This window comes from Candidatus Pelagibacter sp., from assembly GCF_052048095.1.
Taxonomy (GTDB): domain Bacteria; phylum Pseudomonadota; class Alphaproteobacteria; order Pelagibacterales; family Pelagibacteraceae; genus Pelagibacter.
Map to the genome: position 1 here is coordinate 169,678 of NZ_JBNAKG010000001.1, position 11,223 is coordinate 180,900.

Genomic DNA, 11,223 nt, shown 5'->3' on the forward strand with positions numbered 1-11,223 from the left:
TTAATGTATTTTTTAAATAATTGAAATTATTGGACTATTTTTGAGTTTGATAATCACTCGCAACTTTAATTAGAACTTCAACTGAATTTATTTTTTTTCCAGTAATGTTTTTTTTAATTTTTACTTGTTCCAGATCACTCTCATCACAATCAATAAGCTCATTCGTATCCTCGTCAAAAAAATGATGGTGTACAGTGGTGTTCGTATCAAAATAACTCTTATCACTGTTAATTGAAATCTCTTTTAAATAGCCTTTGTTTTTAAAGGCATGTACTGTGTTATACACAGTAGCAAGTGAAATTTTTTCACTTAGTTTTTCGCTAATAATTTTGGTTAAGTCGTTAATAGTAAAATGAAAAGTGTTTTCTCTATCAAACAAAACCTCACAAATTTTAAGTCTTTGTCTTGTCGGTCTTAAACCAGATTTTCTTAATTTATCAATAAAATCAACGTTTTTAGTCATGTTAATTATAATTATTCTAAACTATTTCTATATTATATTACAAATAAATCAAGTATTAAGGGAGTTCAAATTTTATGAAAAAAAACTCTTTCAGCTATGACGACCTTATAAAATGTGGAAATGGGGAGTTATTTGGCCCTGGAAATGCAAAACTACCACTTCCTCCAATGCTTATGTTTGACAGAATAACAAAAATAAATGACGCTGACGGGCAATTCAGCAAAGGTTCATTGTCTGCGGAACTTGATGTGAAGAAAGATCTATGGTTTTTTGAATGTCATTTTAAAGAGGATCCTGTTATGCCAGGTTGTCTAGGTCTTGACGCTATGTGGCAACTAGTTGGATTCTTTCTAGGATGGTTAGGTAATCCTGGCAAAGGAAGAGCTTTAGGAGTTGGAACGGTAAAATTTACAGGAGAAGTATTACAAAATATAAAACTGGTAAATTATGAGATTGATATGAAAAAAATTATGTCACCAGGTGGAACTACTGTTGGTTTGGCTAATGGTATTGTTTTAGCAGATGGTAAAAAAATATATTCAGCTGAAAATTTAAAAGTGGGGTTATTTAAATCATGAGAAGAGTAGTAATAACAGGTCTAGGAATTGTTTCTTGCTTAGGAAACAATCAAGATGAAGTACATCAATCTTTATTAAATTCAAAATCCGGAATTTCATTCGCGGAAGAATATAAAGAGCATAACTTAAAAAGTAATATTCACGGAAAACCTAATATCAAACTTGAAGATCATGTAGATAGAAAAACTATTAGATTTATGGGGTCTGGTTCTGCTTATAATTATATAGCTATGAAGGAAGCAGTAAAAGATTCTGGATTAGAAGATAATCAAGTAAGTAATTTTAAAACTGGAATAGTTATGGGGTCTGGCGGACCTTCAATTGAAAATGTTGTTTTATCCGTTGATAAAACAAGAGCAAAAACTCCAAAGTTGATGGGGCCATTTATTGTTCCAAGAACAATGGCTAGTACAGCCTCTGCAACTCTAGCTGTACCTTTTAAGATAAAAGGTGTTAACTACACAATGAGCTCTGCTTGTGCAACTAGTGGTCACTGTATAGGACATGCTAGCGAATTAATTCAAATGGGAAAGCAAGATATTGTTTTTGCTGGGGGAAGCGAAGAACTTCATTGGGCCATGACAGCCATGTTTGATGCAATGACAGCATTGTCATCAAAATATAATGACACGCCTGAAAAAGCATCAAGAGCTTACGATAAAACAAGAGATGGTTTTGTAATTGCTGGTGGTGCTGGTGTTTTAGTTTTAGAAGAATATGAACATGCAAAAGCTAGAGGTGCAAAAATCTATGCTGAGCTTACTGGATATGGAGCTACATCAGATGGTTATGATATGGTCGCTCCATCAGGCGAGGGTGCTGTTAGATGTATGAAAATGGCTCTTGCAACAACAAAAAATAAAATTGATTATATAAACACTCATGGAACATCAACTCCAGTTGGTGATATTACTGAACTTAATGCAGTTAAAGAAGTCTTTGGAACAGAAATTCCAAAAATTAGTTCAACCAAATCTCTATCAGGTCATCCACTAGGAGCTGCATCAGTTCATGAAGCGATTTATTGTTTGATCATGATGAAAAATAATTTCATTACGGGATCAGCTAATGTCAATGAAATGGATGATGAAGCTAAAAAATTTCCTATAATTACAAAAACTGAAACTGGTGCAACATTAAATACTGTAATGTCAAATAGCTTTGGATTTGGTGGCACTAATGCAGCATTAATATTTGAAAAGGTAGAATAATGAGTTTGATGAAGGGAAAAAAAGGATTAATCATGGGAGTAGCGAATGAACGTTCAATCGCTTGGGGTATATCACAAAAACTAGCTGAGGCTGGAGCTGAACTAGCATTTACATACCTTGGAGATGCTTTAAAAAAAAGAGTTGTTCCATTAGCTGAAAAATTAAATTCAAATGTCACATTTAGCTGTGATGTAGAAAAACAAGAAGAAGTTATAAAACTTTTTGAAGATATAAAATCATCTTGGGGTGAAATAGATTTTGTGGTTCATGCTGTTGCATTTTCTGATAAGTCTGAATTATCTGGAGAGTATTTAAATACCACAAGAGATAATTTTTTAAGAAGTATGTTAATTTCATGTTTCTCATTTACTGAAGTAGCAAGAGAGGCTCAAAAAATCATGAAACCAAATGGAAGTATGATTACTCTTACATACGAATCAACTAAGGCAATCCCAAATTATAATGTAATGGGTGTTTGTAAGTCAGCATTAGAAGCAAGCGTTAAATATCTTGCTAGAGACTTGGGAGCTAAAGGGATTAGAGTGAATGCAATAAGTGCTGGGCCTATTAAAACACTGGCGGCTTCTGCAATTGGTGATGCTAAATTTTTGTATAAATGGAATGAAGATCATTCTTTCTTAAAAAGAAATGTAGATATTCATGATGTAGGAAATTCAGCTCTTTATCTCTTAAGTGATCTTGCTAATGGTGTCACAGGTGAAATTCATTATGTTGATGCAGGATATAACAAGGTAGGAATGCCAGATCCAAAAAATATTTCTTAAAATTTAAAAAAAACTTATATATAAAACACTTATGAACAGAAGAGATTTTTGCAAGACAGTAACAACTGCTCTTATAGCTTGGGGACTTAACCCTGTATTAGTATTGGCTGATAATGGAAATAAAATTCTTAATGGAGAATTTTTTATAGACTCAAAATCTGCAAGCAATGGATTTAATGATTTAAATGACAATATTATCGAAACAAAAAGTGAGAAATCAATAATTAAGGTCAAAGATGATTTTTATCTCGTAAGACCAGAAACAAAGCTAAAATTTATTTCAAATAAACTTACTGAAGTTATTAAAGGATCTGTTCATGCAGTATTCAGCAAACAAAAAGATGAGTTAAAAGTTAAAATTCCTCAAGGAACTATAGGTATAAGAGGAACTACAATTTTTGTAGATTTAGAACCATCAAAAAATAGAAGTTATTTTTGTAATTGTTATGGTGAAACGGTTCTATATGATAACGACGGCAAGTTAATGAAAACAATTGTTTCGGATGGTCACAAATCTGGTGCATTTACAGATGATGGAAAGTTTAGACCATATTTTCATAACTATTTATTTAATAAATATGCAAAAAATCATCCAAGAATATTTGATGATGAAATGGAAAAAGCTGGCTGTATTGTTAAAGACAGTCACTGTACTTTAAAATCGTAATTTAATCTCTCTTCCAAAGTAAAGGAAAAAACTCATCTGGTAGTTTATCAGTATCTTCTTTTTTATATTTCTTATAAGTTTTAGCAGTACCACCATTATTTGTTGGATGAAATTTAGCATCTGAGGGTACACAATGAGAAACAATTGCTCTTCTATGTTTATTTGAAGTGTTTACACCTGAACCGTGCCACATATATCCATGATGAAAAGCGACACCACCAGCTGGTACTTCTACATAAACAATATCTAATTCTTTTTGATTTTTTTTTGCAAAATTTTTTAGTTGTTTGCGATAATCAGCAGGTGAATGAAATTCACCTTTTGGTGGCTGCAAACTCCATTTATGAGAACCTTTGACATACTCAAGGGTACCTGTTTCTTTTTTTGTATCGTCTAAAGACATCCAGCAAGTCATCATGGTTTGTGGAATAATCCAATCATCATATGCAGCGTCTTGATGATAACCTAGAGTTTTTCCTCCAGGAGGTTTCCATAAAACATTATCTTGAATTAATTTTGAACCTTTCCAATTCATTAATTCTGCACAAGTTTTTCCAATTACTTCATGACATACAAAGCTTTTAACTAAGTTATCAGATTTCCAGCCATTACAAATTTGTCTAGTTACATCGATTGGGTCTTTGCCGAATTTCCAATTCCACTCATCTGGTTCAATTCCTGTTTCAAATTTACCTTTAAATAATGGTTCAAATCTGCTTTTTAAATTTTCAATAAAATCTCTATCAATAAATTCTTCTAAAATAATAAAACCATCAAGGTTGAATTGATCAATTAAAGTCTGATTTAATTCCAAATTAATCATTTGGATATATTAATAAATTTATAGATTTGTAAAAGGGGCGTTCTGTTGCCAGGTGCCCCAAACCCCAAAATACTAAGAATTAGCTTGTTTGATTGAAAGTTTAACTTTTCCCCTGTCAAATCCAATAACTTTAACTTTTACTTCGTCACCTTCTTTAACAACATCAGTCACTTTTGCTACCCTTTTATCTGCAAGTTCTGAAATATGAACAAGCCCATCTTGTTTTCCTAAGAAATTTACAAACGCACCAAACTCCATAATTTTCATAACTTTTCCGCTATAAATTTTATTTAATTCAGCTTTTGCAGTAATATCTTTAATCATCTGCATTGCTTTATTTCTAGATTCTTCATCTGGTGCTGCAACTGTAACTTCACCTTCATCATTGATATCAACTTTTGCGCCTGAAACTTCAACTATTTCTCTGATAGTTGCACCTCCTTTTCCAATCACTGCTGCAATATCTTTCTTATCAACAGTAATCGTTTCCATTTTTGGAGTATGTTTTCCAACATCAGTTCTTGAAGCTGATAATGCTTTATTCATTTCACCAAGGATATGAACTCTTCCATCTTTAGCTTGTTTTAAAGCTTGGTCCATTATTTCAAATGTAATACCAGTAATTTTAATATCCATTTGTAAAGAAGTTATGCCATCTTTAGTTCCAGCTACTTTAAAATCCATATCACCTAAATGATCTTCATCACCTAAAATGTCAGATAAAACCGAAAAATCATCACCTTCTTTAATTAGTCCCATAGCTATACCTGCTACAGGTTCTTTAATTGGCACTCCTGCATCCATTAAAGCAAGCGATGTACCACAAACTGTTGCCATAGATGAAGATCCATTAGACTCTGTGATCTCAGATACTATTCTAAAAGTATAAGGAAATGATTCTTTTGGTGGCAATGATGAATTAATTGCTCTCCAAGCTAATTTACCATGTCCAATTTCTCTTCTGCCAGTTCCTATTCTACCTGTTTCTCCAACTGAAAATGGTGGAAAATTATAGTGAAGCATAAATCGCTCTTTTTGTAGGCCATCTAAGCTTTCAATTTTTTGCTCATCATCAGATGTTCCAAGAGTCGTTGTTACTATTGCTTGAGTTTCTCCTCTTGTAAATAAAGCTGAACCATGTGTTCTAGGCAAAATTCCAACTTCGCATGAAATTGGTCTTACATCAGATAAGCCTCTACCATCTATTCTATTTTTATTTTTTAGAATATCTGTTCTCACTATTCTTTTCTCTAGATTTTTAAGCTCAGAATTAACATCTAGATCTGTATAATTTTCATTCTCTTCAAATAATTTTTTAGCTTTGTCTGTTATTTCTGAAATTTGATTTGATCTATCTTGCTTATCTCTTGTTCCAAAAGCTTTTTTAAGATCTTCTGTAAAGTTTTCCTCTAAAACTTTTTTAACTTCTGAAAGATCTTTTTTTTCTACAATCCATTCTGGTTTTTTACACTCTTTTGCAAGATCTTCTATCATTTCAATTACTGGTACAAAGCCTTCATGACCAAATTTAACAGCATTTAACATTTCTTCTTCTGTCAAACCATTGGCTTCTGACTCAACCATAAGAACAGCGTCTTTAGTACCTGCTACTACTAAATCTAATTTAGATTTTTTAAGTTCTTCTTTTGATGGGTTTAAAACATAATTACCATCTATATATCCAACTCTTGATGCTCCCACTGGTCCTAAAAATGGCATTCCTGAAATCGCTAATGCGGCTGAAGAAGCCGTTATAGATAAAATATCTGCTTCATTTTCTTTATCGTATGAAATTACAGTTGGTAATAATTGTACTTCATTTTTAAATTCATCTGGAAACAAAGGTCTGATTGGTCTATCGATTAATCTTGAAATTAACGTTTCGCTTTCAGTTGGTCTTGCTTCCCTTTTAAAATAACCTCCAGGAATTTTTCCTGCAGCGTAATATTTTTCTTGATAATTCACTGACAATGGGAAGTAATCCATATCTGGATTTACTTTTTTGGCTCCAACAACAGTTGCTAACACTACTGTTTCACCACATTGAGCAATAATTGCTCCATCTGCTTGTCTTGCTATTTTTCCTGTTTCTAAACTTATTTTCTTTCCTGCTACTTCTATTTCTTTCTTATATACTTTAAACATTTCTTTTCCGTTTCGTTCTTTTCGTTTCGTTCCGTGCTGTCTATTTGATTTACTTTCTCAGATTCAATTTGGACAATACATTCTTGTAAGAATCTAATTTGTTTTTCTTTAGATATTCTAACAATTTTTTTCTTCTATTTACCGCTCTTAATAAACCAACTGAAGAATGTTTGTCTTTCTTAAATTGTTTTATGTGTTTTGAAAGAGTTTCAATTTTTTCAGTTAACAATGCAATTTGTACCTCCGATGATCCAGTATCTTTTTCATGCATCGCTAATTCACTTGCTTTTTTACTCATGTTTTTCCTATTTATTTGTTTGTTTTATTAGATTTTCAATTTTTTCCGCATACTCAAAAGACTCGTCTTTTCTAAAGAGTAATTTTGGTAAAAATTTTACTATCACTTTTTTTGAAAGAATTTTTCTAATTAAAAAAGAATATTCTTTTAGTTTATTTATTACTTCATCAGCATCCTTCCCTCCAAGTGGAAGAACATATGCTTTTGCAATTTTAAGATCTTGGCTCATTTTTACCTCTGTGACAGTAATCGTATTTGTTTCCAAATTTGGTAATTTTGCTTCGTTTCTTAAAAATATCATACTTAAAGACTGTTTAATCATTTCTCCAACTCTTAACTGTCTTTGTGAAACTGGTTTTCCTATTCTATCAGCCATTATATTGACCTTTCTGTAGATGTAACACTAAACGCTTCGATTGTATCATCTTTTTGAAAATCCATGTAATCTTTTAGAGTAATTCCACATTCTTGACCACTACTTACCTGTTTAACTTGGTTTTTCTCTCTAAATATTGTGCTTATTTTTCCAGTATATATTATCGCTCCATCTCTGATAACTCTTACATCTGATGTACTTGTGATTTCTCCCTCAGTAATTTTTGAACCTGCAACTTTACCAGCACCTGAAACTTTGAATATTTCTAACACCTGTGCAGTACCTGTTATAGTTTCTTGAACATCAGGTGATAACAGTCCTGACATTTTTTGCTTAATGTAATCTAATACTTCATAGATTATATTATAAGAAGAAATTTTTATTCCTTCATTTTCAGCTAATTTTTTTGCTTCCTTACTTGGCTTAACATTAAAAGCAATCAATACTGCGTTAGATGCTTTTGCTAAAGTAACATCTGTTTCTGTTACCATTCCTATGTCAGCCAAAATAATCTTAGGCTTTACTTCATCATGCTTAATTTGTGTTATCGCATTTTTAATTGCCTCTGATGATCCATGGACATCAGATTTAATAATTAAGTTTAACTCTTCTGAAGATTTATCTGAGAAAGCAGATTCTTGTGATGCAAATGAAAGTGGGTTTTTGCCATCTTTGCTTTCTTGTGCTCTGTTTTCACTAAGTGACTTCGCTTCTTTTTCAGTATCTAAAACTATAAAGTCATCTCCAGATTTAGCTGCACCATTAATTCCTAATATTTCAACAGGAGTTGCTGGTGGTGCTTTATCAATATTTTTTCCTTTATCATTAATAATTGCTCTAACTTTTCCCCATTTTAAACCACTTACGAAAAAATCACCTCTTTTAAGAGTTCCAGATGTAACAATGATTGTTGCAACCGGTCCTCTACCTACATCAATTTTTGATTCTAAAACAACACCTGTAGCTTTAGATTCAAAATCTGTTTTTAAATCTAAAATTTCTGCTTGAAGTGAAATTGCTTCAACAAGTTTATCTAAATTAAGTTTTGTTTTTGCTGAAATTTCCACCATTAAAGTATCACCCGATAAATCTTCAGCAATCAATTCATGTTCCAATAATTGATTTTTTATTTTTTGTGGGTCTGCTTCTGGCAAATCACATTTATTTATTGCTACTACAATTGGAACTTTAGCTGCTTTTGCGTGGTTTATGGACTCCACAGTTTGAGGTTTAACACCGTCATCTGCTGCTACAACTAAAACCACAATATCTGTCAATTTAGAGCCTCTTGCTCTCATTTCTGTAAATGCTGCGTGACCCGGCGTATCTATAAAAGTTAATTTATCCTTTCCATTTTCAACTTGATAGGCTCCTATATGCTGAGTAATACCTCCGAATTCACCTGAAACAACATTTGCACTTCTTAAAACATCTAATACTGAAGTTTTACCATGATCGACGTGTCCCATCACTGTTATTATTGGTGCTCTATTTTTTAAATTCTCCGTTCGCGACTCTTTAATTTTCTGAATTATTTCTTCAGCTTTTTCTTCTCTTATTGGGTTATGTCCAAATTCTTTTACTAAAAATTCTGCTGTATCAGCAGCTAGTGTTTGGTTGATCGTAACTGTTACGCCCATACCAAATAAATATTTTATAACATTACTTGATTGCTCAGCCATTCTGTTTGCCAATTCTCTAACTGTAATTGCCTCTGGAATATTTACATCTCTTTTAACTGGCTTTAGATTTTCTTTATCTTCGTCTTTATTTGAATTTTTTAATTCTTTTTGTCTTGCTCTTTTAACTGAAGCTAAGCTTCTTTCTCTAGTTTCTATCTCATCACTTAAAGCCCTAGAAACTGTTAGTTTGGCATCTCTTTTTTTGTTGGTATCAACTTTACCTTTTTTGTCTTTATCAGTGTCGCCCTTTAATCTTTTTGTAGCTCTTTGTTCTGCAAGTTTTCTTCTTTCAAAATCACTTAATGTTGAAGGTGAGCTAGATGGAAATTTTGGTTTAAAATTAGGGCTTTTTCCAAAATTAGATCCTGAAGGTCTAAAACCAGATCCAGTTGGTTTTTTAAAAGTACCTTTACCAGTTGGTTTGCTAAATCCTCTATTAGATGATGATAAATTTTTTCCTTGAGGTTTTGGTGAACTAAAATCTTTAAAAGATTTTTTGGGGCTTCCAGAAATAGTTAATTTGGTTTTTTTGTTTTCCATTTCTCATCCCCTTAATCTTTGTATACAATATTTCTTGCTGACATAATCAATTCATCAGCTTCTGTTTTAGAAAGTGCAAAATCTTCCAAATAACCTTGAATTTTTACTCTTTCTCCCTTAACAACGTCAAATCCACCAGTTAATTCGTCTGAAGCCAGGTCAGCAAAATCTTCTAAAGTTAAAATTTTTTGCTCCCCCAAAGTCATTAACATACCTGGTGTTAAACCTTTTAGGCTTCTTAAATCTTCAGATAACCCCAATTCTTTTATTCTATCAGAAATTTCAGCTTTGTCTTTTTCATGAAATTCAGCCGCTCTTTCTATAAGTGCTTTCGCTGTATCTTCTTCTATACCTTCAATTTTAGTTAAATTTTCTAAAGAGCTGTCTTTAATGTCATCTATAGTTGAAAACCCTTCAGCAACTAATAATTGACCCAAAGTTTCATCAAGTTCTAAATTTTTAACAAAGTTATCAGTTTTTTCTTTAAACTCTTGTTGCCTTCTTTCTGAATCTTCTTGGTCAGTCATAATGTTAATTTCATAGTTTAATAATTTAGTTGCTAGCCTTACATTTTGACCTCTTCTTCCGATGGCTTTACTTAAATTTTCTTCAGTCAAAATTACATCAAGTTTTTTTCTTTCTAAATCAACATTTACTCTTTGAACTTCTGCAGGTGATAAAGCATTTGAAACTAATACTGCAGGATCTTCCGAAAAGTTTACAATATCAATTTTTTCACCTTGTAACTCATTTACTACTGCTTGTACTCTCGAGCCTCGCATACCAACACACGCACCAACAGGATCTAATGAGGTATCAACAGCTTTTACACAAATTTTAGCTCTACTACCCGGATCTCTTGATGAAGATTTAATGTCAATTAATCCATCATATATTTCTGGAACTTCTTGCACAAAAAGTTTTTCCATAAATTTAGGATGAGCTCTAGATAAAAAAATCTGTTGTCCTCTTGGTTCTCTTCTTACATCGTAACAGTAAGCTTTTACTCTATCTCCAGCTTTTATATTTTCTCTTGGGATCATTTCATTTTTTTGAATTATGGCCTCCGTTCTTCCTAAATCCACAATTACATTTCCAAATTCTAAACGCTTTACAATACCACTTAAAATGGAGTCTTTTTTATCTATAAAGTCATTATATTGTCTTTCTCTTTCAGCTTCTCTTACATTAAAGCTAATAACCTGTTTTGCTGTTTGAGCTGCTATTCTTCCAAAATCAAAAGAAGGTAGTGGTTGTAAAATTTCGTCTCCAACTGATTTACTTTTATTTTCTTCATTAAGATTAATTGCGTCTTCTAAATTTATTTCTGTATTTGAGTTTTCAGGATTTTCTACAATTATCAATTTTCTAAATAATTCTATATCTCCACTATCTCTATTGATAACTACTTTAATCTCGTTATCTTGACCAAATTTAGATTTAGCGGCCTTTGCTATACCTGTTTCCATAGAGTTGATAATTAATTCTTTATCAATTGATTTTTCTAAAGCTACCGCTTCAGCTATTCTTAATAATTCTAATTTGTCTGCTCTTTTATTTAACATAATTTTGTTTGCTCCAAAAAAAAATGGGCTAACGCCCATTTTGATAATTCAACAATGTGTCAGCAATATATTAGAGAATTTTTTTTAATC

The 11,223-nt window shown here is 32.0% G+C and carries 11 protein-coding genes; 4 read left to right on the forward strand and 7 right to left on the reverse strand.

Annotated features, from left to right (window positions below; translation table 11 throughout):
- Positions 1-34: 34 nt before the first annotated feature.
- Positions 35-463 carry a Fur family transcriptional regulator gene (locus tag ACTT9P_RS00870; RefSeq protein WP_440908803.1) on the reverse strand — a complete coding sequence of 143 codons (429 nt, stop codon included), beginning with the start codon at positions 461-463 and terminating at the stop codon, positions 35-37.
- A gap of 74 nt (positions 464-537) precedes the next feature.
- On the opposite strand from ACTT9P_RS00870, the gene fabA reads away from it, so the two are divergent.
- Genes fabA through ACTT9P_RS00890 form a run of 4 tightly spaced genes read left to right on the forward strand, consistent with a single transcriptional unit; the run spans position 538 to position 3,704 of the window.
- Positions 538-1,041 carry a bifunctional 3-hydroxydecanoyl-ACP dehydratase/trans-2-decenoyl-ACP isomerase gene (gene fabA, locus ACTT9P_RS00875; protein ID WP_440908804.1) on the forward strand — a complete coding sequence of 168 codons (504 nt, stop codon included), beginning with the start codon at positions 538-540 and terminating at the stop codon, positions 1,039-1,041.
- On the forward strand, positions 1,038-2,252 hold the full coding sequence (gene fabB / locus ACTT9P_RS00880) for a beta-ketoacyl-ACP synthase I (RefSeq protein ID WP_440908805.1): 1,215 nt from the start codon (positions 1,038-1,040) through the stop codon (positions 2,250-2,252). Before fabA ends, fabB begins: the two co-directional genes overlap by 4 nt.
- The gene (locus ACTT9P_RS00885) at positions 2,252-3,037 is read left to right on the forward strand and encodes an enoyl-ACP reductase FabI (protein WP_440908806.1); all 786 of its coding nucleotides are present in this window, start codon (positions 2,252-2,254) and stop codon (positions 3,035-3,037) included. The genes fabB and ACTT9P_RS00885 overlap by 1 nt, the downstream gene beginning before the upstream one ends.
- A 31-nt stretch (positions 3,038-3,068) precedes the next feature.
- Entirely contained in the window at positions 3,069-3,704 is a 636-nt protein-coding gene (locus ACTT9P_RS00890; protein ID WP_440908807.1) for a hypothetical protein, read from the forward strand.
- A 1-nt stretch (position 3,705) separates the two neighbouring features.
- Here the strand turns inward: ACTT9P_RS00890 and ACTT9P_RS00895 are convergent, their stop codons facing one another.
- The 6 genes from ACTT9P_RS00895 to nusA all read right to left on the reverse strand — a co-directional run bounded on the left by ACTT9P_RS00895 (position 3,706) and on the right by nusA (position 11,172).
- Entirely contained in the window at positions 3,706-4,527 is an 822-nt protein-coding gene (locus ACTT9P_RS00895; RefSeq protein ID WP_440908808.1) for a phytanoyl-CoA dioxygenase family protein, read from the reverse strand.
- Positions 4,528-4,599: 72 nt separating this feature from the next.
- A complete protein-coding gene (pnp, locus tag ACTT9P_RS00900) occupies positions 4,600-6,672 on the reverse strand; it encodes a polyribonucleotide nucleotidyltransferase (RefSeq protein WP_440908809.1) in 2,073 nt (690 codons plus the stop codon).
- 49 nt (positions 6,673-6,721) lie between these two features.
- Positions 6,722-6,970 (reverse strand): 30S ribosomal protein S15, encoded by a 249-nt coding sequence (gene rpsO / locus ACTT9P_RS00905; protein ID WP_014953896.1) that lies wholly within the window; start codon positions 6,968-6,970, stop codon positions 6,722-6,724.
- Between the two features lie 7 nt (positions 6,971-6,977).
- Entirely contained in the window at positions 6,978-7,346 is a 369-nt protein-coding gene (rbfA, locus tag ACTT9P_RS00910) for a 30S ribosome-binding factor RbfA (RefSeq protein WP_440908810.1), read from the reverse strand.
- Entirely contained in the window at positions 7,346-9,568 is a 2,223-nt protein-coding gene (gene infB, locus ACTT9P_RS00915; RefSeq protein WP_440908811.1) for a translation initiation factor IF-2, read from the reverse strand. Before infB ends, rbfA begins: the two co-directional genes overlap by 1 nt.
- Before the next feature lie 11 nt (positions 9,569-9,579).
- On the reverse strand, positions 9,580-11,172 hold the full coding sequence (gene nusA / locus ACTT9P_RS00920; RefSeq protein ID WP_440908812.1) for a transcription termination factor NusA: 1,593 nt from the start codon (positions 11,170-11,172) through the stop codon (positions 9,580-9,582).
- Positions 11,173-11,223: the final 51 nt, after the last annotated feature.

Excerpts from the sequence above, each read along its gene's own strand:
- pnp (WP_440908809.1), bottom strand. The coding sequence starts at position 6,672 with ATGTTTAAAGTATATAAGAAAGAAATAGAAGTAGCAGGAAAGAAAATA.
- rpsO (WP_014953896.1), bottom strand. The coding sequence starts at position 6,970 with ATGAGTAAAAAAGCAAGTGAATTAGCGATGCATGAAAAAGATACTGGA.
- fabA (WP_440908804.1), top strand. The coding sequence starts at position 538 with ATGAAAAAAAACTCTTTCAGCTATGACGACCTTATAAAATGTGGAAAT.
- ACTT9P_RS00870 (WP_440908803.1), bottom strand. The coding sequence starts at position 463 with ATGACTAAAAACGTTGATTTTATTGATAAATTAAGAAAATCTGGTTTA.
- fabB (WP_440908805.1), top strand. The coding sequence starts at position 1,038 with ATGAGAAGAGTAGTAATAACAGGTCTAGGAATTGTTTCTTGCTTAGGA.
- infB (WP_440908811.1), bottom strand. The coding sequence starts at position 9,568 with ATGGAAAACAAAAAAACCAAATTAACTATTTCTGGAAGCCCCAAAAAA.
- ACTT9P_RS00890 (WP_440908807.1), top strand. The coding sequence starts at position 3,069 with ATGAACAGAAGAGATTTTTGCAAGACAGTAACAACTGCTCTTATAGCT.
- ACTT9P_RS00895 (WP_440908808.1), bottom strand. The coding sequence starts at position 4,527 with ATGATTAATTTGGAATTAAATCAGACTTTAATTGATCAATTCAACCTT.
- ACTT9P_RS00885 (WP_440908806.1), top strand. The coding sequence starts at position 2,252 with ATGAGTTTGATGAAGGGAAAAAAAGGATTAATCATGGGAGTAGCGAAT.
- nusA (WP_440908812.1), bottom strand. The coding sequence starts at position 11,172 with ATGGGCGTTAGCCCATTTTTTTTTGGAGCAAACAAAATTATGTTAAAT.
- rbfA (WP_440908810.1), bottom strand. The coding sequence starts at position 7,346 with ATGGCTGATAGAATAGGAAAACCAGTTTCACAAAGACAGTTAAGAGTT.